This is a genomic window from Acinetobacter modestus (genome assembly GCF_014636095.1).
GTDB lineage: Bacteria > Pseudomonadota > Gammaproteobacteria > Pseudomonadales > Moraxellaceae > Acinetobacter > Acinetobacter modestus.
In genome coordinates, this window is sequence record NZ_BMDV01000001.1 from 394,122 (window position 1) to 415,820 (window position 21,699).

19 protein-coding genes are annotated in these 21,699 nt (G+C 38.1%); 16 read left to right on the forward strand and 3 right to left on the reverse strand.

Features of this window, described 5'->3' with window-relative positions; all coding sequences use genetic code 11:
• Positions 1–10 precede the first annotated feature (10 nt).
• Entirely contained in the window at positions 11–1,309 is a 1,299-nt protein-coding gene (locus IEV17_RS01845; protein ID WP_004662745.1) for a sigma-54 interaction domain-containing protein, read from the forward strand.
• 51 nt (positions 1,310–1,360) lie between these two features.
• On the opposite strand, the gene IEV17_RS01850 is transcribed toward IEV17_RS01845, so the two are convergent.
• Positions 1,361–3,826, reverse strand: a complete 2,466-nt coding sequence (locus tag IEV17_RS01850; protein ID WP_004662748.1) for an acyl-CoA dehydrogenase — start codon at positions 3,824–3,826, stop codon at positions 1,361–1,363.
• Between the two features lie 372 nt (positions 3,827–4,198).
• Positions 4,199–5,131, reverse strand: coding sequence for a LysR family transcriptional regulator (locus IEV17_RS01855; protein WP_004662749.1), 933 nt, complete (start codon positions 5,129–5,131; stop codon positions 4,199–4,201).
• Between the two features lie 111 nt (positions 5,132–5,242).
• Here IEV17_RS01855 and IEV17_RS01860 point away from each other — a divergent pair, with 111 nt between their 5' ends.
• The 14 genes from IEV17_RS01860 to IEV17_RS01925 all read left to right on the forward strand — a co-directional run bounded on the left by IEV17_RS01860 (position 5,243) and on the right by IEV17_RS01925 (position 19,199).
• Positions 5,243–6,358 (forward strand): muconate/chloromuconate family cycloisomerase, encoded by a 1,116-nt coding sequence (locus tag IEV17_RS01860; protein WP_004662752.1) that lies wholly within the window; start codon positions 5,243–5,245, stop codon positions 6,356–6,358.
• Between the two features lie 10 nt (positions 6,359–6,368).
• The gene (gene catC, locus IEV17_RS01865; RefSeq protein ID WP_004662754.1) at positions 6,369–6,659 is read left to right on the forward strand and encodes a muconolactone Delta-isomerase; all 291 of its coding nucleotides are present in this window, start codon (positions 6,369–6,371) and stop codon (positions 6,657–6,659) included.
• A 145-nt stretch (positions 6,660–6,804) separates the two neighbouring features.
• Positions 6,805–7,725, forward strand: a complete 921-nt coding sequence (catA, locus tag IEV17_RS01870) for a catechol 1,2-dioxygenase (RefSeq protein WP_004662756.1) — start codon at positions 6,805–6,807, stop codon at positions 7,723–7,725.
• A 79-nt stretch (positions 7,726–7,804) separates the two neighbouring features.
• Positions 7,805–9,196: a benzoate 1,2-dioxygenase large subunit gene (gene benA / locus IEV17_RS01875; protein WP_004662759.1), complete on the forward strand. Its 1,392-nt coding sequence runs from the start codon at positions 7,805–7,807 to the stop codon at positions 9,194–9,196.
• Positions 9,193–9,696, forward strand: a complete 504-nt coding sequence (gene benB, locus IEV17_RS01880; protein WP_004662761.1) for a benzoate 1,2-dioxygenase small subunit — start codon at positions 9,193–9,195, stop codon at positions 9,694–9,696. Before benA ends, benB begins: the two co-directional genes overlap by 4 nt.
• 70 nt (positions 9,697–9,766) lie before the next feature.
• Positions 9,767–10,783 carry a benzoate 1,2-dioxygenase electron transfer component BenC gene (gene benC / locus IEV17_RS01885; RefSeq protein WP_004662764.1) on the forward strand — a complete coding sequence of 339 codons (1,017 nt, stop codon included), beginning with the start codon at positions 9,767–9,769 and terminating at the stop codon, positions 10,781–10,783.
• Positions 10,784–10,800: 17 nt separating this feature from the next.
• Positions 10,801–11,586 carry a benzoate diol dehydrogenase BenD gene (gene benD / locus IEV17_RS01890; protein WP_004662766.1) on the forward strand — a complete coding sequence of 262 codons (786 nt, stop codon included), beginning with the start codon at positions 10,801–10,803 and terminating at the stop codon, positions 11,584–11,586.
• A 39-nt stretch (positions 11,587–11,625) separates the two neighbouring features.
• Positions 11,626–12,858: a benzoate/H(+) symporter BenE gene (gene benE / locus IEV17_RS01895; RefSeq protein ID WP_004662768.1), complete on the forward strand. Its 1,233-nt coding sequence runs from the start codon at positions 11,626–11,628 to the stop codon at positions 12,856–12,858.
• Positions 12,859–12,876: 18 nt separating this feature from the next.
• Positions 12,877–13,563, forward strand: a complete 687-nt coding sequence (locus IEV17_RS01900) for a 3-oxoacid CoA-transferase subunit A (RefSeq protein ID WP_004662770.1) — start codon at positions 12,877–12,879, stop codon at positions 13,561–13,563.
• Between the two features lie 11 nt (positions 13,564–13,574).
• Positions 13,575–14,228, forward strand: a complete 654-nt coding sequence (locus IEV17_RS01905; RefSeq protein WP_004662772.1) for a 3-oxoacid CoA-transferase subunit B — start codon at positions 13,575–13,577, stop codon at positions 14,226–14,228.
• A 115-nt stretch (positions 14,229–14,343) separates the two neighbouring features.
• The gene (gene pcaF, locus IEV17_RS01910; protein WP_004662774.1) at positions 14,344–15,558 is read left to right on the forward strand and encodes a 3-oxoadipyl-CoA thiolase; all 1,215 of its coding nucleotides are present in this window, start codon (positions 14,344–14,346) and stop codon (positions 15,556–15,558) included.
• A gap of 10 nt (positions 15,559–15,568) precedes the next feature.
• The gene (pcaD, locus tag IEV17_RS01915) at positions 15,569–16,342 is read left to right on the forward strand and encodes a 3-oxoadipate enol-lactonase (protein WP_004662776.1); all 774 of its coding nucleotides are present in this window, start codon (positions 15,569–15,571) and stop codon (positions 16,340–16,342) included.
• A gap of 186 nt (positions 16,343–16,528) precedes the next feature.
• The gene (locus tag IEV17_RS01920) at positions 16,529–17,893 is read left to right on the forward strand and encodes an aromatic acid/H+ symport family MFS transporter (protein ID WP_004662778.1); all 1,365 of its coding nucleotides are present in this window, start codon (positions 16,529–16,531) and stop codon (positions 17,891–17,893) included.
• 52 nt (positions 17,894–17,945) lie between these two features.
• Entirely contained in the window at positions 17,946–19,199 is a 1,254-nt protein-coding gene (locus tag IEV17_RS01925; protein ID WP_004662781.1) for an OprD family outer membrane porin, read from the forward strand.
• Positions 19,200–19,525: 326 nt separating this feature from the next.
• On the opposite strand, the gene IEV17_RS01930 is transcribed toward IEV17_RS01925, so the two are convergent.
• Complete coding sequence (locus IEV17_RS01930) at positions 19,526–19,798, reverse strand: hypothetical protein (protein ID WP_004662783.1); 273 nt, start codon at positions 19,796–19,798, stop codon at positions 19,526–19,528.
• Positions 19,799–21,435: 1,637 nt separating this feature from the next.
• Here IEV17_RS01930 and IEV17_RS01935 point away from each other — a divergent pair.
• Positions 21,436–21,669, forward strand: coding sequence for a hypothetical protein (locus IEV17_RS01935; protein WP_004662784.1), 234 nt, complete (start codon positions 21,436–21,438; stop codon positions 21,667–21,669).
• Positions 21,670–21,699: the final 30 nt, after the last annotated feature.

Genomic DNA, 21,699 nt, shown 5'->3' on the forward strand with positions numbered 1-21,699 from the left:
ATGAAACAGCATGCGCCAAGCGATTGATTTTTATACTCAAGCTGATTTAGAGAGCTTTTTGTTTAAATTGCAAACCCTAATGTTAGACAGTTCCCTTCTTATCTTAGATCAATCTAAGCAGCGCTTTGTGTATGAATTGAACGATAAAAAAATCAATAATTCGTTATTTCAAACTTTAAAAAAAACAATACAACATCATGAGCTTGAAATCGGACGACATATGATTAGTGATGCAGCTCAATCCATTGAGCTGTTTTGCCATCGTCACCCTATTAGAATTATCGATCAGCACTTTGAGGGAACCTTATATTTATTACAATCCACTCAAGTTATACAGAAAATAAAACTAGATCAAAACATCACAACTTTAGAGCAGACTTTTCATAGCCATTCGCCAGAAATGCAACGCATGTTTTCCATTATTCAACGTGTTGCAGTTACAGAGTTTCCAGTTCTAGTTCGCGGTGAATCTGGTAGTGGAAAAGAACTCGTTGCACAGGCTATCCATGATCATAGTCAGCGGAAAAATAACGTATTTATTGCCATTAACTGTGCAGCTTTAAATGCCAATATTCTGGAAAGTGAATTATTTGGTCATGTAAAGGGTGCGTTTACAGGGGCGATTCGAGAACATAAAGGCGTATTTGAACGTGCTGCTGGCGGAACACTTTTTTTAGATGAAATCGCTGAAATTCCATTAGAACTTCAAGCAAAATTATTAAGAGTTCTTGAGACTGGTGAATTTACACCTTTAGGTGGAGAAAAATCGATTAGAGCGAACGTTCGTATTATCACTGCAACTCATCGAGCGTTACGAGAAGAAGCTCGTCTGGGACGCTTTCGTCAAGATTTATTGTATCGACTGCGTGTGATTCCAATTTTTGTTCCACCACTGCGTGATCGTAAGCAAGATATTCCATATATTGCAGATTATATTTTAGCTGAACAACAAAATGTTTTTGGTACATCAACTAAATTATCTAATTCAGCATTACAAACTTTAATGCAATATGATTGGCCCGGAAATGTCCGTGAATTAAAAAATACACTCCTTTACGCACTGACCATGGCAAACGAGAAGTCTGAAATAGATGTTTGCGATTTACCCGATGAAATTATTGATAAGCAACATATTCCGCCTTCAAACTTAATCATTGAAGATGAACCATTGCTGATCTCGGATAAAATCAATAAAGAAACGATACGGAAAGCATTAATTCAATACAAAAATGATCTTTCACTTGCAGCAAAAGCACTGAATATTAGTCGAACCACACTTTGGCGCTATCGTAAAAAATTTAATTTATAAAAAATAAAAAAGCGAGACTTGGATATCTCGCTTTTTTATTGACCACCTTATCTAACCTTTCAAATGAGGATTTTCAAGAGGCAAGTCATTTTCTAAATGCTGATCAAATATATCAGTCAGCATACTGTCGTAGCGTTTAGCGTTATATTTTAAAAGCTGTTCCGCTTCATTTGCAGTAATAAAACCCACTGCAACTGCATCTGTAATATGTTCCTCAAAAGTCAGTCCTTTAAACTGATCTTTCGATTCAGCTTTTTTAAACTTATCCCAAAGCGGCTGCAATGTTAGCAACATTTGGAAGGTTGATTCCATGCGCCCCATCACATCTGTTTCATCGGTTGTGTAATAAACATGTTTTTTCAATTCCGCTCTAAAAGAATTTTCTTTTAGCAGTAATTGAGCAACTTGTTGTTTAAGTTCATCCGATGGCTTTGTAACTGGTCGACCAAATGGGAAACTGATTAATTTCACCAATGTTGCAGCAATTTTGACAGGGAAATTTTCATAGAATCCAAAGAATGCTTCCTGAGCATTATAGAGAGCCTTATTTAATGCTAATTCTGCATGTTTTTGATCCGACTCAGTTCTTTGTCCATGCTCATAATAATTAAGAACCGCTGTTGCAATAAATAAATGTGCATGAATATCCGCTAAACGACCTGAAAGCATTTCCTTACGTTTTAAATCTCCAGCCAATATTCCCAATGCCATATCGGCCGTCAAAGCAAAATCAGCACTCATCCGATTGATGATTGCATAATATGGTTTTGAGAAATCATCAGCTGCTGAAGAGCCCTCTTTACTGCCCCCTGTGAGACCAAATGCAAGCGCTTTAGCAGCACGATTAAAAGTATAAGCAAGATGTTTAAATAACAAGGTATTGAACTGTTTTAGAGCACTCGCTTTATCGTCTGATTGCAATAATTGCAGTTCTTCAAATAAATACGGATGGCATCTCATGGAACCTTGACCGAAAATCATTAAAGAACGCGTAAGAATATTTGCCCCTTCTACCGTAATTGCAACAGGTATGGATTGATAAGTTAAAGCCAGAAAATTACGTGGCCCTAGCTGAATCGCACGCCCACCAACGACATCCATACCATGATTAATCACTTTTCTCATGGTTTCAGTCGCATAGTATTTTGCCATAGCTGTCATGACGGCTGGAGTCCCACCCTGATTCAAACCACAAGTCACCATATATCTAAATGACTCAAGCATATAGGCATCACTGGCAATATCACTGGTTGCCTCTTGCACACCTTCAAAATGCCCAACTGACACTTTAAACTGTTGTCGAACGCTAGCAAATGCACCCACTAAAAGGTAACTCATCTCACCCGCAGCGGTCGCCAATGCTGGTAAAGAAATACCACGACCAACGCCTAGACATTCCATCAACATGCGCCAACCTTTCCCTGCATTTTGTTGACCGCCAATAATCCAGTCGATTGGAATGAAAATGTCTGTTCCTTCCACAGTTCCATTCATAAATGGCGCACCAGGATTATGGCGTGCACCTATTTTTATCCCTTCATGACTTGCAGGTATTAATGCACAGGTAATGCCATATTCACTTTTACTTTTATCACCTAATAGACCATCTGGATCGTACAACTTAAACGCCAAACCAATTACCGTTGCAATCGGTGCAAGCGTAATCCATCGTTTAGAAAAATTCATTTTTAGACCAAGAACTTCTTGTCCTTGATAAGCCCCATAACAGACTATACCTGTATCTGGAATCGCTCCCGCATCAGAACCAGCTTCTGGACTGGTTAGGCCAAAGCAAGGAATTTCTGTACCATTCGCTAAGCCGGGTAAATAACGTTGTTTCTGTGCAGTTGTACCGTAATGTAATAATAGTTCACCGGGACCAAGCGAGTTTGGCACCATACAACTCACTGCCGCAGTCAATGAACGCGATGCTATCTTGCTCATAATGCGGCTTTGAGCAAATGCTGAAAATTCTTTTCCCCCAAATGATTTTGGAATGATTAGTCCTAAAAAACCTTTATCTTTAATAAACTGCCAAACTTCAGGAGGTAAATTTTTATCTTTGTGGTGAATTTTCCATTCATCAAGCATGGCGCAAAGTTGTTGAACTTCATTGTCTATAAAAGATTGTTCTTCTACAGAAAGTTTTGGATAAGGATATTGATCGAACTTTTGCCAATCAGGCGCTCCCATAAATAATTCTTTTTCCCACCAACTTGTACCTGCTTCCAAAGCCTCTCTTTCTGTAATACTCATGCTAGGCATTGCTTTGGAAAGAATATTAAATGCAGGTTTAGCAATTAAAGCTTCACGTAATGGTGCAACAAGTAAAATAATACTCATTAAAATGATGGGAATACCAACCACAAAACTCCACGGTGTAATAAAAATCGCGCAGAGAATGGCAGTGGCGATAGCAACAATACTACCAATTGTTCGATTGAGTTCGAAATAAAATATAGCCCACAACACAACAAACTGAATCAACAAGCTAAGCAATATCAATACGAGAGTCATAGTTACTCCTTTGCCTTCAACTTGAACTGAGAAAAATGATTTATTTGAATTACTTCATGTTTGAACTTAGATGGAAATAAGTGAAAAAAGCGTGAATTTTTATTCTACAGATCGGATTGATATTTTTTAAATTCGCTACCAAACATTACACAACCGCATCAAGATAAAACCTTTATTATTTTTATAAGTGACTCATCAATAAAATTTTTTAATTATGACTCAAAAAAAATCCACCACATGAAATATCAAAATATTGATAAGAATAAGAAGAATTATTTTTAATCCTTCTTAATAAAAATATAACAATCAATTAAATAATATAGTTTTATCTACCTATTTAGTCAGTTTAAATTCATGTTTATTTTCGAATCATTATCTCTCTTGAGCCCATTCAAATACAGAGCGTTCGTATGCTATTCCTTCTAAATCATAAACCTGATAAATAGAATCAAACAGCGATTGTAAATCTGCACTATTATCCATTGCTCTAGCAGTAATAAAAATAGGAGTCACCGCGCCACTATCCAAAATAGGAATATACAATAAATGTGGAAAACGAATCGTATCTGCACTCGCTGGAATAATACAAATTCCTTCTCCGGCTGCAACCAAACCTAATGCGAGTTGGATTTCACGTAATTCACGAATATGTTTTGGCACTAAACTGTGCTCCGCAAAAATATTCATAAGCTGGGTAGAAAAATTTGGTTTTGGGGTATTTGGATAAACAAAAAGTTTTTCATCAACTAAATCTGCTAAATGAACGCCCTCTACTCTTTGAGCCAAAGGATGGCTTGAATGAGCAGCGACCACCAAATTTTCTTTGCGTAATAAAACACGTTTCACCGCAGGGTCACTAATTCTTAATCGACCAAATCCAACATCTATCCGTCCTTCCTTTAACGCTTGGATTTGTTCAGTGGTACTCAATTCTACTAATTGAATATTTAAGTGCGGATGTTGTTGGCGATAGAGATAAATAATTCTTGGTAATAAGCCAAATAGTAATGAACCGACAAAACCTATCGTTAAAGTTCTTTCGATTAGACCAATTCTTTTGGTCATACTTTTGACTTCTTCCGCATTAGACAAAAGTTTAAGTGCATGCTGATAAAGAAATTGTCCTGCGGTTGTGGTTTGTAGTGGTCGACTTCCTCTCTCAAAAAGTTGCACACCTAATTCATTTTCAAGGTTTTGGATTTGCCTACTCAATGGTGGTTGAGCAATGAAAAGCCTTTCTGCTGCTTTGGTGAAACTTTGTTCTTCTACCACTGCGACAAAATATCGTAGATATCTGAGTTCCATTCTTCATCTCCATACCTAATAGGTATAAAAAAATACATATTCAGTCTTAGACACAGTTTAATCATTCTTTTAAGGTATAGGAAGAACATAAAGAACCAGTGATGGTGTGAAATGTATAAATCTGTCGAAACCATATTAGTTGATATTCCAACCATTCGTCCACACAAGCTTTCAGTGACTACGATGCAGACTCAAACTTTAGTTTTGGTCAAAGTAACAGCAGAAAATGGTGTGGTTGGTTGGGGTGAAGCCACCACAATTGGTGGGCTTAACTATGGTGAAGAAAGTCCTGAAAGTGTAAAAGCAAATATCGATACTTACTTTGCACCCTTATTACTTTCGATCAAAAAATCGTTGAATGTGGCACAAACTTTAACGTTAATTCGCAAAAGTATTAATGGCAATCGATTTGCAAAATGCGCCATTCAAACAGCACTCCTCGATATTCAAGCAAAAAAATTGAACCTTCCTTTGAGTGAGGTTTTAGGTGGTCGTTTGCGTGATCGCTTGCCTGTACTTTGGACTTTAGCTTCTGGCGATACAGATAAAGATATTGCTGAAGCAAAGAAAATGATTGAGCTAAAACGCCACAATATTTTCAAGTTAAAAATCGGTTCAAATGCACTTCAACATGATGTTGATCATGTGATTGCCATTAAAAAGGCTTTAGGTACAGACATTAGTATTCGTGTCGATGTAAATCGTGCATGGTCAGAATTGGAATGTATTCAAGGGATTCAACAGTTACAAGATGGTGGCATTGATTTAATTGAACAACCTTGTGCAATTGAACAAACCAACGTTCTTGGACGTTTAACCCAACGATTTGATGTCGCCATTATGGCTGATGAAGCATTAACAGGTCCTGACAGTGCTTATCGCTTAGCACAACAACATGCGGCTGATGTGTTCGCCGTAAAAGTTGAACAGTCCGGCGGTCTAATTGAAGCGTGTGAAGTGGCAAAAATTGCAAAACTTGCAGGGATTGATCTTTATGGGGGCACGATGCTTGAAGGTCCGATTGGAACCATTGCCTCAGCACATGCGTTTAGCACCTTTGACAGCCTTGCGTTTGGAACAGAATTGTTTGGGCCATTGTTACTCACTGAAGATATCTTAAAAACACCTTTGCAATATGAAAATTTTGAATTGGTTGTACCCCAAGCAGCTGGCTTAGGTATTGAGATTGATGAAGACAAAATTGAGCAATTACGACGCAAAGCATAAGGAGAAAAGCATGCTATTTCAGGTTCGCATGGATGTGCATATTCCACTCGATATGCCAATTGAACAAGCCAATCAAATTAAAGCTGTAGAAAAAGCGTATTCGCAAGATTTACAGCGTCAAGGCAAGTGGCGTCATATTTGGCGTATCACAGGTCAGTATTCAAACATCAGTATTTTTGATGTTGAAAGCAACGAAGAGCTGCACAACATTTTACAGGGCTTACCCTTGTATCCCTACATGAATATTGAAGTGATGGCGTTGAATCGTCACCCATCATCGATTCGGGAAGATGATCATTAACGTATATGAATCTAATTGCTCTGAGGTTCCCAACACCCTCTCAGCGCTAGGCTAAAACAAGGAATGTAGCAAGGCAAAACCGCAATAAATAATTTGGTGATTCCCCCCGCTACTAACGCTATAAGCATACTCAAGGAGAAATAGTATGAACCGTCAGGAAATCGATACGCTAGTTAAACAAATGAATGTTGATACTGCAACTACTGAAGTTGATCAACGCGTTCAAACGATTGTGGTTCGTTTATTAGGTGATTTATTTCAAGCGATTGAAGATTTAGATATCCAACCATCGGAAGTATGGAAAGGTCTTGAATATTTTACAGATGCAGGTCAAGCCAATGAATTAGGCTTACTCGCAGCAGGTTTGGGTTTAGAACATTATTTAGATTTACGTGCTGATGAGGCTGATGCTAAAGCAGGTATTTCAGGCGGTACACCTCGTACGATTGAAGGTCCACTTTATGTTGCAGGTGCACCTGAATCTGTTGGTTTTGCACGTATGGACGATGGCTCTGAATCAGACAAAATCGACACATTAATTATTGAAGGTACAGTAACAGATACTGATGGTAATGTGATTGAAGGTGCTAAGGTTGAAGTTTGGCATGCGAATAGTTTAGGCAACTACTCTTTCTTCGATAAGTCTCAATCCGATTTTAATTTACGTCGTACTATTTTGGCTGATGCTGAGGGCAAATACGTAGCGCTTACCACGATGCCTGTAGGTTATGGCTGTCCACCAGAAGGCACAACCCAATTTGTACTCAACAAATTAGGTCGTCATGGCAACCGCCCTTCTCATGTTCATTATTTTGTTTCTGCACCAGGTTTCCGTAAATTAACAACTCAATTCAATATTGAGGGTGATCAGTATTTATGGGATGACTTTGCTTTTGCGACACGTGATGGCTTAGTGGCAACCGCGATTGACGTATCTGATCAAGCTGAAATTCAAGATCGTGGTCTGGATAAACCTTTTAAACATATCACGTTCAATATCGAACTCGTGAAAGACGCTGCCACAACCCCTTCAACAGAAGTAGATCGTCGTCGCGCTAGCGCATAACTCAGCTTAATAGGAACTGAGTTAGCAATAGAAACTTGTTAGCTCAGGACTTCCTTGCTTGGAAAGTCGGAGAACGGACATGCCACGAATTCCTGTAATTAATACTAGCCATCTTGATCGAATTGATGAATTACTTGTAGATAACGAAGAAACGGGCGAATACAAGCTGCATCGTTCAGTATTTACTGATCAAGCTTTGTTTGATCTTGAGATGAAATACATCTTTGAAGGTAACTGGGTCTATTTAGCACATGAAAGCCAAATTCCCCAAAATAATGATTTTTACACCACCTATATTGGTCGTCAGCCAATCATTATCGCGCGTAACCGTAACGGTGAATTAAATGCAATGATCAATGCATGTTCTCATCGTGGTGCACAACTTTGTAGACATAAACGCGGTAATAAAGCGACTTATACGTGCCCTTTCCATGGTTGGACATTTAACAACTCAGGTAAATTGCTCAAAGTAAAAGATCCAAGCGATGCTGGATATTCTGATTGTTTCAACCAAGATGGTTCACATGACTTAAAAAAAGTTGCAAAGTTTGAAAACTATAAGGGTTTCTTATTTGGCAGCTTAAACCCAGATGTTCCATCTTTAGAAGAATTCTTGGGTGAAACAAGCAAGATTATTGACATGATTGTTGGTCAGTCAGAGCAAGGTTTAGAAGTCTTACGTGGTTCTTCAAGCTACACCTATGAAGGAAACTGGAAGCTCACCGCTGAAAATGGTGCTGATGGCTATCACGTATCAGCCGTTCACTGGAACTATGCTGCAACGACTCAACACCGTAAAGAAGCTCAGGCAGGCGATAATATTCGTGCAATGAGTGCAGGCTCTTGGGGCAAACAAGGTGGTGGATCATACGGTTTTGAACATGGTCATATGTTGCTATGGACTCAGTGGGCAAATCCAGAAGATCGACCAAATTTTCCCAAAGCAGAAGAATATACCGAGAAGTTCGGGGCTGCGATGTCTAAATGGATGATCGAACGCTCACGAAATCTCTGCTTATACCCTAACGTTTATTTGATGGATCAATTTGGCTCTCAAATTCGGGTACTCCGTCCACTTGGCGTGAATAAAACTGAAGTCACCATTTACTGCATCGCGCCTGTTGGCGAATCGGCTGAAGCTCGTGCTCGCCGTATCCGTCAATATGAAGATTTCTTTAACGCCTCTGGCATGGCAACGCCTGATGATTTAGAAGAATTTCGTGCATGCCAAGCTGGTTATGCAGGGCTTGAATTGGAATGGAATGACATGTGTCGTGGCTCAAAACACTGGATTCATGGACCCGATGAAGCAGCAAATGAAATTGGTCTAAAACCAAAACTCAGTGGCATTAAAACTGAAGATGAAGGCTTATATCTTGCTCAACATCAATACTGGTTGACCTCTATGAAAAATGCAATTGAGATCGAAAAACGATTGGCAGCAGCTCAATTTCAGGAGGAAGCAGTATGAATACCGCAGCAGAAAAAGTGACCTTAGAAAATATCACTCAATTCCTCTATCAAGAAGCTCGTTTTCTCGATGATGAACAATGGGACGATTGGCTGAATTGTTATGCAGCAGAAGCATCTTTTTGGATGCCTGCATGGGATGACGACGACAAACTCACCAAAGATCCTCAGTCTGAAATTTCATTAATTTACTACCCAGACCGCCAAGGATTGGAAGATCGCATATTTCGTATCAAAACCGAACGTTCATCAGCAACGATGCCAGATACACGGACCATCCACAACATCTGCAATATTGAAATTGTGGAACGTAATGGCGAAACAGTCACTGTGCGTTTCAACTGGAATACCTTGAGCTTCCGCTACAAAACTAACTATAGCTACTTTGGTATGTCGCGCTATGTCATTGATTTTTCAGGTGAGCAACCAAAAATTCTCAGTAAATATGTGGTATTAAAGAACGATTATATTAATCAAGTTATTGATATTTATCATCTATAACCAGCCACCCAGCCAAATGGATTTTTTGGTTGGGTTAGCCAGATCAAATTTTTTAAATAGGATGATTGCCATGTCTAACCATAATGTAGCACTTCAATTTGAAGATGGCGTAACGCGATTTATTACTGTCGCACAAGATGAAACTTTATCTGATGCTGCCTACCGCCAGAAGATTAATATTCCTTTGGATTGCCGAGATGGTGCATGTGGTACATGTCGAGCATTCTGTGAATCTGGTAGTTATGACATGCCAGAAGAAACCTATATTGAAGATGCTTTAACTCCTGAAGAAGCTGAACAAGGCTACATACTTGCTTGCCAATGTCGCCCAAAATCAGATGCTGTATTCAAAATTCAAGCTTCTTCTGATGTTTGCAAAACAGAAATTCATCAGTTCCAAGGCACTTTATCACGTGTCGAAAATCTTTCTGACTCCACAATTACCTTTGATATTCAATTGGATGATGGACAGCCTGAAATTCATTTCCTTGCAGGTCAATACGTCAATGTAGGAATTCCAAATACGACTGAAACACGCTCTTATTCTTTTAGTTCAAAACCAGGCAACCGTTTAACGGGTTTCGTTGTTCGTAATGTACCGAATGGACAGATGAGCGAGTTCCTCAGTAAAAATGCAAAAGCGGGTGACAAAATGAGTTTTACTGGTCCATTTGGCAGTTTCTATTTGCGCCATGTGACTCGCCCAGTATTAATGCTCGCTGGTGGTACAGGCATTGCACCATTTATGTCGATGCTTCAAATCCTTGAAGAAAAAGGGTCTAAGTACCCTGTTCGTCTGGTTTTTGGTGTAACCAATGACTTTGATTTAGTCGCTATTGAAAAGTTAGAAGAACTTCAAAATAAATACTCGTGGTTTGAGTATCGTACTGTCGTCGCAAACCCAGAAAGCCAACATGAACGTAAAGGTTATGTTACAGGTCATATTGAAAATGACTGGTTGAATCATGGTGATGTCGACATTTACTTATGTGGCCCAGTACCAATGGTTGAAGCTGTTCGTGGTTGGTTAGATCAAGAAGGCATTAAACCTGCCAATTTCTTATTTGAAAAATTCTCAGCGAATTAATTAAATTGGAGATGAGCATGATTTTTCCAGATAGATTCAAAGACAAAATAGTGATTGTCACAGGTGCAGCACAAGGGATTGGTCGCGGTGTTGCACTTCGAATTGCTGCTGAAAATGGACAAGTGATTTTAGCTGATCGTTCAGATTTGGTGGATGAAGTTGCTCATGAAATTATGCATTCAGGTGGCGTGGCGATCACAGTCAAAACAGATTTGGAAACTTTTTCTGGTGCGCAGACTGTTGTAAATCAAGCAATTGAGCATTTTGGTCGTGTTGATGTTCTGATTAACAATGTCGGTGGCGCAATTTGGATGAAGCCATATGATGCTTTTAGTGAAGAAGAAATCATTAAAGAAATCAATCGCTCATTATTTCCAACTTTATGGTGTTGCCGTGCTGTATTGCCTGAAATGTTGAAGGAAAAAAGCGGTGTCATCGTAAATGTATCTTCTATTGCAACGCGTGGTATCAACCGAATTCCTTATTCAGCAGCAAAAGGTGGTGTCAATGCGCTTACCACGTCCCTTGCGTTTGAGCACGCGAAAGATGGAATTCGTGTAAACGCGATTGCAACAGGTGGAACAGATGCTCCACCACGTAAAGTGCCTCGTAATTCAACACCACTTACCGAAGATGAAAAAGTTTGGATGCAACAGGTTGTAAATCAAACCAAAGAACGAAGTCTGATGGGACGTTATGGCACGATTGATGAACAAGTCAACGCTATTGTTTTTCTTGCATCAGATGAATCGTCTTATATGACCGGAAGTGTAATTGCAGTAGGTGGTGGTGATCAGGGCTAATTCTGATCTAAACAGCAGAAAATCTTGCAAGGAGGCACTATGACAACCCTGTTGAAGAATTTAAAGGATGATTGGTCTATTTCAGCAACTATTGCAGGATTTTTAGCGGTTCTGATCTCATATTCTGGTCCGCTTATTATCTTTTTCCAAGCAGCACAAAAAGCCAATATCTCTACAGAAATGATGATTTCATGGATTTGGGGCATATCAATTGGTGCTGCTGTTGCTGGAATCTATCTTTCAATTCGTTATAAAACCCCTGTCATCACAGCATGGTCAGCTCCTGGTACGGCATTATTGGTTTCACTGTTTCCAAATATCTCTTTGAATGAAGTTGTTGCAGCTTATATCACTTCGGCGATTGTCATTTTTATAGTTGGAGCGACAGGATATTTTGACAAATTGCTGAAATGGATTCCTCAAGGAATCGCAGCAGGCATGATGGCAGGGATTTTATTTCAATTTGGGCTCGGATTATTTGTAGCAACTGATTCCATGCCTTTGATCGTTTTAAGCATGTTGCTTTGTTATCTATTAGCAAAACGATATTCACCTCGTTACACCATGCTGTGGGTTTTATTGTGTGGTGTTTCACTCAGCTTAATTTTGGGAAAAATGAATCCTGTTGAAATGCAGTTTAGTTTTGCTATTCCTCATTTTATTTATCCAGAATGGACTTGGCACTCTACATTTAACTTGGCTTTACCTTTAATTCTCGTGAGTTTAACAGGGCAATTCTTGCCGGGTATGGCCATTATGAAATTAAGTGGTTATGACACTCCCGCTAAACCGATTATTACAGCTTCAAGTATTGCCTCACTTGCAGTCGCTTGTGTAGGTGGAATTACGATTGTACTTGCTGCAATTACCGCCGCTTTATGTATGGGTAAAGACGCCCATGAACTCAAAGAAAAACGTTATATCGCAGGTATCGCTAACGGTATTTTCTATATTTTAGGTGGCTTATTTGCTGGCAGTATTGTCATGCTCTTTAGCCTTCTTCCCAAAGAACTCATCGCAGCTTTAGCAGGATTAGCTCTGCTTGGGGCGATCGGGACAAATATCATGATTGCGATGAAAGATGACCAACAGCGTGATGCGGCATTAATCACATTTCTTGCAACGGTTTCAGGAATGCACTTTCTCGGACTTAGCTCAGTTTTTTGGGGCATCTGTATCGGTGTTATCGCCCAGATTCTTTTAAATCCTCATGCTCACCCAAATACTGTAATGACCCAGTCATCTTCTGAAAAACAGATCAGCAAGACTTGATTGTAGGATGAATTTATTATGATCGACAAATCACAAGCTTCACTGGCTGAAGCTCTCTCCCAAATCCAAGATGGTTCCACCATCATGATTGGTGGCTTCGGAACCGCAGGACAGCCCGCAGAACTCATCGATGGTCTGATTGAACTCGGTATCAAAGACCTTGTCATTGTCAATAACAATGCAGGTAATGGTGACTATGGTCTTGCCAAACTCCTAAAAACAGGTGCAGTCCGTAAAATCATTTGTTCTTTCCCTCGTCAATCTGATTCATGGGTGTTCGATGAACTCTACCATGCAGGCAAAATCGAATTAGAACTCGTGCCACAAGGCAATCTCGCTTGCCGTATCCAAGCCGCTGGTATGGGCTTAGGTGCTGTATTCACGCCTACAGGCTTTGGAACATTACTGGCAGAAGACAAAGAAACCCGTCATATCGAGGGTAAAGACTATGTACTGGAATATCCAATTAAGGCTGACTTTGCCTTGATCAAAGCCTACAAAGGCGATCGTTGGGGCAATTTAGTTTTTAATAAATCGGCGCGTAACTTTGGACCGATCATGGCCATGGCTGCTGATGTCACCATCGCTCAAGTCTCAGAAGTGGTTGAACTCGGCCAGCTTGATCCTGAACACATTATTACCCCAGGGATTTTTGTTCAGCATGTGGTTGCTGTTGAAGCAACATCACCTGTCGCTGCGCAATAAGGAGAATAACAATGAGCTATCAAAAACTCAGCCGTGACCAAATTGCAGAACGTGTTGCACAAGATATTCCTGATGGTGCCTATGTCAATTTAGGTATTGGTTTACCCACCAAGATTTCAAATTATTTACCTGCGGATAAAGATGTCTTTCTGCATTCTGAAAATGGTTTGTTGGCATTTGGTCCACCACCAGCCAAAGGTGAACAAGATCCTGAACTGATTAATGCAGGCAAAGAATATGTGACCATGCTCATAGGGGGATGCTTTTTTCATCATGGGGATTCTTTTGCCATGATGCGTGGTGGTCATTTAGATATTGCGGTACTTGGTGCATTCCAAGTCGCAGCCAATGGTGATCTTGCCAATTGGCATACAGGTGCAGCCGATGCGATTCCTGCTGTAGGTGGTGCAATGGACTTAGCCGTAGGTGCAAAGAAAGTCTTTATCACGACCGACCATGTCACCAAACAAGGCGAACCGAAGATTGTTGAAGCGCTGTCTTATCCTGCAACGGGTCTGAAATGTGTCGATCGTATCTATACCGATCTGTGTGTGATTGATGTGACCACAGAAGGTTTAAAAGTGATTGAGAAAGTGGATGGTCTAAGCTTTGAAGAGCTACAGGCCTTGACGGGTGCTCAATTGATTGATGCGACTCAAGCTTAAGGATTGAAATCCCCCTAAATCCCCCTTTGTTAAGGGGGGACTCCATCTAAATAATAGAGTGAGGTCTCCCTCCTTTTAAAAGGAGGGATTAAGGGAGGATTATAGGGAAAAACATATGAAAAACGCTTATATCATTGATGCGATTCGCACTCCATTCGGCCGTTATGCAGGTGGTTTAGCCACTGTCCGTGCGGATGATCTCGGTGCTGTTCCGATTCAAGCCTTAATACAACGTAATCCAACGGTCGATTGGCAACAAGTGGATGATGTGATCTATGGCTGTGCCAATCAAGCGGGTGAAGACAATCGTAATGTCAGTCGTATGTCAGCTCTACTCGCAGGCTTGCCGTATCAAGTCCCTGCAACCACAGTGAACCGTTTATGTGGTTCATCTCTAGATGCGATTGCCATGGCAGCCCGTGCGATTAAAGCAGGTGAAGCAAATCTGATTATTGCGGGTGGTGTTGAGAGTATGAGCCGTGCACCCTATGTCATGGGTAAATCAGACAGTGCTTTTGGTCGTAGTCAAAAAATTGAAGACACCACCATGGGTTGGCGTTTTATCAATCCAAAGCTGAAAGAAATGTATGGTGTAGACACCATGCCGCAGACTGCGGAGAACGTAGCAGAGCAATTTAATATCAATCGTATTGATCAAGACCAGTTTGCCTTGGTGAGCCAACAACGTACAGCAGTAGCGCAAGCCAAAGGCTTTTTTAAACACGAAATCGTTGCTGTCAGCATTCCACAACGTAAAGGTGATGCGATCGTTATCGATACGGATGAACATCCGCGTGCATCGACCACAATTGAAGCATTAACGAAACTTAAAGGTGTAGTGAAGGCAGAAGGTACGGTTACTGCGGGGAATGCTTCAGGTATTAACGATGGTGCGGCAGCGCTATTGATCGCTTCAGATGAAGCCGTCGCTCAATACCAACTGAAACCACGTGCCAAAATTATTGCAGCCACTACGGTGGGTGTTGAGCCACGCATTATGGGTTTTGCACCTGCGCCTGCAATCAAAAAGTTACTGAAACAAGCCAATCTGACATTAGCACAAATGGATGTGATTGAGCTGAATGAAGCTTTCGCAGCTCAAGCTTTAGCGGTGACACGTGATTTAGGGTTAGCGGATGATGATGTTCGTATTAATCCAAATGGCGGTGCAATTGCTTTGGGTCATCCTTTGGGTGCTTCAGGTGCGAGATTAGTGACGACGGCTTTGAATCAACTTGAACAGATTCAAGGACAATATGCTTTGTGTTCAATGTGTATTGGTGTGGGACAAGGCATCGCTCTCATTATTCAACGGCTGGAGCAAGATTAAGGAATACGATATGCCAATTTTTCAATCAAAAGATGTGAATATTAATTATCAAACATTTGGTGATCCAAATTCCCCTGCTCTAGTGTTCTCAAATTCCCTTGGAACAAACTACGGCATGTGGCAAAAGCAATTTAATTATTTTAAAGATCGCTTTTTTGTTATCTGCTATGACACTCGGGGTCACGGTTCATCATCTACGCCAACTGGTTCTTACACTTTGCACCAGTTAGGTGAAGATGTGATTGCATTACTTGATCATTTGAAAATTGAAAAAGTTACCTTCTGTGGAATCTCGATGGGAGGACTAACAGGACAATGGCTAGCCATTCATTATCCTGAACGATTTAGCCATATCATTATTGCAAATAGCGCAGCAAAAATTGGACAGGAACAAGCATGGCTAGATCGTGCCAAACTAGTACGTGAGCAAGGTTTAGAACCAATTACTGCAACAGCAGCATCTCGTTGGTTTACAGATCCCTTTATCCAAAGCCATCCTACAGTTATAAATAACCTATGTAACGACTTAAGTGCTGGCAGCGCAGCAGGTTATGCAAATTGTTGTGAGGCTTTGGCTAAAGCGGATGTCCGTGCGGAGTTAAAATATATTTCTATTCCCACCTTGATTATAGCGGGTATACAAGATCCGATAACCACTGTGGAAGATGCAAAATTAATGCTATTAAATATTCCAGATGCTGAATTAGTAGAAATTAATGCATCTCATATCTCAAATATAGAACGAGAAAATGAATTTAATAAGCTAATCGATCAATTTATATAAAATACCTTTTTAAATAAAAGCAGAGTTTCAATACTCTGCTTTTTGTCGTTCAAAATTTTTAATAAAATACAAAATAATAATACCTTAATGACATAAACATATATCAATTAAGTTTTTGACTACAAGCATATAACAAAATAACTTAAATACTAAATAACACTACGCTTCACAAATTGGAGGTGAAGAATGTATATGGAAAAAGTTAACATTAACGAAACGATTGATAATGCCAAATTTAATCTATTCCACTGGAAAGTTTTAATTTGGTGCTTATTAATTATTATATTTGATGGTTATGATCTCGTTATTTATGGTGTTGCATTACCATTATTAATGCAACAGTGGTCTTTAACAGCAGTTCAGGCAGGTTTACTCGCAAGTGCCGCATTATTCGGCATGATGTTTGGCGCGATGATTTTTGGCACGCTCTCAGATCGATTAGGACGCAAAAAAACAATCATGATCTGTGTGAGCTTATTTAGTGGCTTTACATTTATCGGTGCATTTGCAAATAATCCTATAGAGTTCGCAATTTTACGTTTTATTGCAGGTCTAGGTATTGGCGGCGTAATGCCAAATGTGGTTGCCTTAATGACCGAATATGCGCCTAAGAAAATTCGCAGTACTTTAGTCGCAATTATGTTCAGTGGGTATGCCATAGGTGGAATGACATCTGCATTGTTAGGTGCTTGGTTAGTCAAAGATATGGGCTGGCAAATCATGTTCCTGATCGCAGGTATTCCCCTGTTATTATTACCGATCATATGGAAATTTTTGCCAGAATCCTTAGCATTCCTCATCAAGTCTAAGAATAATCAACAAGCAGAATCGATTATTGCAAAACTCGACCCCAACACCGAGATTAACTCAAAAACACAGCTCATCTTTAATGAAAATATCCATACGGAAGCCCCTGTCCGAGCATTATTCCAAGATGGTAGAAGTTTTAGCACCTTTATGTTTTGGATCGCATTCTTCATGTGTTTACTTATGGTGTATGCATTAGGGAGCTGGTTACCTAAATTGATGTTACAAGCAGGATATTCTTTAGGTGCAAGTATGCTGTTCTTATTTGCATTGAACATTGGAGGTATGGTTGGTGCAATTGGAGGCGGTGCTTTAGCAGATCGATTCCATTTAAAACCAGTCATTACCTCAATGTTTGTAATCGGAGCTGCTGCTTTAATACTATTAGGATTCAACAGTCCACAAATTGTTCTTTATAGCTTAATTGCTTTGGCAGGTGCAGCAACGATTGGGTCACAAATTCTTCTATATACTTTCGTCGCACAATTTTATCCAACTACTGTTCGCTCAACAGGTATGGGGTGGGCATCAGGTATCGGTCGTATAGGTGCAATCATTGGTCCTGTACTTACAGGCGCATTGCTCACTTTTGAACTACCTCATCAAATGAACTTCTTAGCTATTGCGATTCCTGGTGTGATTGCTGCATTCGCGATCTTCCTCGTCAATCTTAAAGTCGCGGTCAATGTACCTGAAAGTTCAAAATCAACTCTTCAAACACAAGCTTCAGTCAACCAGCAATAAGTAATGTTGCGCCGAGGATTGGCGCAACTCAACTCAAAATGGAAATTAAAAAATGCATACATTTAAATGTAATAAGCTTATTTTGTCCTCTATTTCACTCCTAGGTGGATTAGTTTCAACTTCACTTTGGGCTGATAATGTAAGCGCTAAAGAAGAATGGAAATTTACCTTAAAAAATGCCTACATCAATCGTAATTTTGAGAATGAAGCACTAAAGGATACTGGAAGTTGGTCTCAAGCAGCCTCTTTGTTTTATAACTCACGAATGCTTGAGACACCATTAAGTATTGCCGAAAAACCTTTAACAATCGGTGTGGATGCTTCAGTTCAATATGCAGTGAGATTAAGTTCAGATAAACATGTGGCTGATACAGTATTGCCATTTGATAAAGCGACTCAATCACAAGCTTCAGATTATTTAAAACACGGCGTCACATTAAAATTGGGTTATGACCGAACTTTGTTGAGTGTTGGTGAGCTTTGGTTAGACTTACCTGTTACTGCCGTAGATAGCAGTCGTCAGCTTTTAACATCTTATTGGGGTGCAAACCTTAAGTCACAATTAACTGATCAACTTTACGCAGAAATCGGTCGTGTTGAAAAAGTATCCCCCCGCAATGAAGAAGATTTTCGTAAATTCTCTTTTACTTCAAATGGAAAGACAGAATACTCGGATGACTTAAATTATATTGATTTACGTTATCAGTTCTCCCCTGATTTAAAGGGAGAATATTATTATGGCAACATGGAGGATTTATATAATAAACATTACTTGGGTTTGGAACATAATTTAAAAGGTAAAAATTATACGCTTAGTTCAAAATTTAAATATTTTAATGCTCAAGAAGATGGAAATAATTTTAATATTGATGCACAAAATATTGGGTTACTTGAGACATTAAAAGTAAAAAACCATACATTCGGATTAGGTTATCAACAAATTATAGGTGAATCAGCATATCCATTACCTGATGGATTTTTACCAGAAACATACTTTATCAATTGGAATGCGACAGGTTTTTTCAAAAAAGATGAAAAATCATATCATTTTATTTATGGTTATAATTTCAAAGATTATATCCCTGGATTTAATGCAGCCATAAAATATGTTTATGGTGATAGTTTTGAAACGACTGATGGCAAAAAAAATCATGAAAGTGAGTCAAATATTATTTTAAACTACAATTTTCAACAGCCCTATCTTAAAGGCTTAGCATTACAATATATTCGTATTGATTATGATGTAAAGCATGGAAACGACTTTGGTGAGGATCGTTTATTTGTAAACTACACGCATAAATTCTAATATTTTGGAAGCTACTAAAAAATAAAATTAACAGTCTGTAAAAGAAATCATCAACTTGACTATGATTATGGAATGGTAAGTGTAGGAAGTGAGCTATTAGCTTTCTTTCTACCTTATCAAATTTTAATTCAATATTCCTAATTAAAGATGAAGTAGATATTCTCTATATGTATATTTACTTACGAGCTAAAAAAGTCTCTAAATTATAAAATTGATTCTATTTTCGGTAAAGTAGTTTATATAAAAAGACCACGTCAAGGGGATGACGTGGCGAAAAACTGAAATATGTAAAACTAAATTTACACAGCATAAAATCAAGCTATGTATTAACTTTTCGCAATGTTATCGAGCAGTTCTGGTTCCAACATAAAAAAATCTCGTCCAAAATTTTCCAATGGAATATCAGAAAGGTTAATTTGGTATTCAATATCACCGTTAAAAAAACTTTGAGATTTTTGTATTGAACGTTCCCAACCGAATTCCTTACCACATTGCTTGAGCAAATATTGATAAACCTTTGCATCATTGACTCTTAACAAGAATGCATCATCAGATAACTGATGTATCGAGACATTTTCGGAATATTGCACATCAATCATGATCTACCTCCTAGAATGAATGATCAAGTGAATATTAGTTATCATTATAGATAATTGCTTCTTATTCAACCATTTTTTAATATTTATTTATAGTTATTAAATATTTAAGTCATATTTTTGACATAAACAACAACATTGGAAGTGATGTGGCGAAAATTGTCACTAATGCTAGCTTTCTTCTATGTCAAATTATTACCTAAAAAGAGTAGGCCTTTAGCTGCATAAAATCAAAAAGGGCAGATTCTCATAATAATATTTCTTTCGAAAGTAATAACACTACCCTGCTTCATTAAGATTATCAGTTGTCTAAATTATATAAAGCCGAAAAAAAACTATTGCTATATTTAAGTTTGAAACCATATTCAGGCTAACATTAAGGGCTGATGACTGAGATAAGATATTCGTAAATTATAAGCCTGCAATTTTGCAATTCACCAAATTAAAAATTCCATTCAGTTTGGAACTTGAGAAGGATTATTGTTAGTTCTGATGTGTGAAAAGAGACTTTCACTTAGTAAACTAATAGATACTAATTAGAAATTTACCATAAATAAAAAAACGATTTATATAGCCGATTTTAGCGCTAAATTAGTCAGAACCATTGAAGAAAAGATAGTAATATTTCAGATAGCAATAACACAACTTGGTATTTCCAAACAAATACTTTCAAATTAGCATAATAAAGTAGAAGCAGGCAGACAACAATATTCACCTTATTTAGTTGCTCTGATTAAAAAATAGTAAGTTAAAAAGTAACTCAAGATTTCTGAAAATAAAACTAATTTCTAAAAAATTAGCAGTATAGTTTTCCTAAGGAAGTCAATGACGTACGTATATATGAAACAATATAGATATACATACCCAATAACATTGAAGGCTAGTTTACTCATGTTTTAATTTAACGTTTTTATAATTGGCTTAAAAGTGCTTAACAATGAGAAGCTAAATAAATCAGCAATGAATATTATTTAAAACTATAAATTAGCAAACCAATAAAAGCTATTATTATGTCGGTTTTACCAATAATTTATACATTTCAATATATTCCAATTAGCTAATATGCTAGTGTGTCTGATAAAAAACTTAATCAACTCTATTGTAGGAGACATAAGTGGTTTTAAAAGAACTAAAAATGCAGCTAGTTTTACGACCACAAATATCTCAATTTTATTTAAAATATAGATTTACAGGTTAAATAACCAAGAAAGTCAACCGTGTTAGTAATGTACCAATTGAGAGATTCAAGTTATATTAGGTTCACCATAATTACTATGAAATCAGGAAATCGGAAAAGTAGGTATTATAAAATACATAGAGTTATTTCATAATCAAAGCAGAGTCCAAAAAGTTCTGGAGTTCAAAGACATCCAATTAAATAACAGAATTTTTTATCAGTTAGCTAGATAGTGTAGTCTCCTAAGAGGAAAGTCTTCTGTAATTTCAGTACACATCAAAAATATTAATTTCATTACTTGATATGACTTAATAAAAACATTGATTTTTTATGCTAGAACTAAGTAGATAAATATTACACTTTTATGACACTTAAATTATGAAAAAAATAATATTTTCATATAGATAACTAAGTTTTATTATATTATCCTTTCATACATTCTTAAAAGTGAAGCATCTATAAAATGAATGATACTAGTCTTTTAAATGAATTAAACTTAATGATTGATCACTATGTTTCAAGAAATGGATATAGACCTAGTCGAATTATTGTAGGTTATAAAGCTTATGCTACTCTAATGACTGATTCGAATTTTTTTAATGAAGTTACCAATTCAGCTTTAAATCCTAACAAGCGTAAGTACAAGAAGTTAAAAATTAAGGTGACAAAAGATGATAACCAACTCGAATTGGAATAGTTCAAGCATAGTCAACTTGTTAATTAACAA

Bases quoted from the DNA above. Each gene is read 5' to 3' on its own strand.
- IEV17_RS01905 (WP_004662772.1), top strand. From the start codon at position 13,575: ATGAGCTATCAAAAACTCAGCCGTGACCAAATTGCAGAACGTGTTGCA.
- catC (WP_004662754.1), top strand. From the start codon at position 6,369: ATGCTATTTCAGGTTCGCATGGATGTGCATATTCCACTCGATATGCCA.
- IEV17_RS01900 (WP_004662770.1), top strand. From the start codon at position 12,877: ATGATCGACAAATCACAAGCTTCACTGGCTGAAGCTCTCTCCCAAATC.
- benA (WP_004662759.1), top strand. From the start codon at position 7,805: ATGCCACGAATTCCTGTAATTAATACTAGCCATCTTGATCGAATTGAT.
- IEV17_RS01920 (WP_004662778.1), top strand. From the start codon at position 16,529: ATGTATATGGAAAAAGTTAACATTAACGAAACGATTGATAATGCCAAA.
- benC (WP_004662764.1), top strand. From the start codon at position 9,767: ATGTCTAACCATAATGTAGCACTTCAATTTGAAGATGGCGTAACGCGA.
- IEV17_RS01845 (WP_004662745.1), top strand. From the start codon at position 11: ATGCGCCAAGCGATTGATTTTTATACTCAAGCTGATTTAGAGAGCTTT.
- IEV17_RS01860 (WP_004662752.1), top strand. From the start codon at position 5,243: ATGTATAAATCTGTCGAAACCATATTAGTTGATATTCCAACCATTCGT.
- pcaD (WP_004662776.1), top strand. From the start codon at position 15,569: ATGCCAATTTTTCAATCAAAAGATGTGAATATTAATTATCAAACATTT.
- IEV17_RS01935 (WP_004662784.1), top strand. From the start codon at position 21,436: ATGAATGATACTAGTCTTTTAAATGAATTAAACTTAATGATTGATCAC.
- benD (WP_004662766.1), top strand. From the start codon at position 10,801: ATGATTTTTCCAGATAGATTCAAAGACAAAATAGTGATTGTCACAGGT.
- IEV17_RS01850 (WP_004662748.1), bottom strand. From the start codon at position 3,826: ATGACTCTCGTATTGATATTGCTTAGCTTGTTGATTCAGTTTGTTGTG.
- IEV17_RS01930 (WP_004662783.1), bottom strand. From the start codon at position 19,798: ATGATTGATGTGCAATATTCCGAAAATGTCTCGATACATCAGTTATCT.
- benE (WP_004662768.1), top strand. From the start codon at position 11,626: ATGACAACCCTGTTGAAGAATTTAAAGGATGATTGGTCTATTTCAGCA.
- pcaF (WP_004662774.1), top strand. From the start codon at position 14,344: ATGAAAAACGCTTATATCATTGATGCGATTCGCACTCCATTCGGCCGT.
- catA (WP_004662756.1), top strand. From the start codon at position 6,805: ATGAACCGTCAGGAAATCGATACGCTAGTTAAACAAATGAATGTTGAT.
- benB (WP_004662761.1), top strand. From the start codon at position 9,193: ATGAATACCGCAGCAGAAAAAGTGACCTTAGAAAATATCACTCAATTC.
- IEV17_RS01855 (WP_004662749.1), bottom strand. From the start codon at position 5,131: ATGGAACTCAGATATCTACGATATTTTGTCGCAGTGGTAGAAGAACAA.
- IEV17_RS01925 (WP_004662781.1), top strand. From the start codon at position 17,946: ATGCATACATTTAAATGTAATAAGCTTATTTTGTCCTCTATTTCACTC.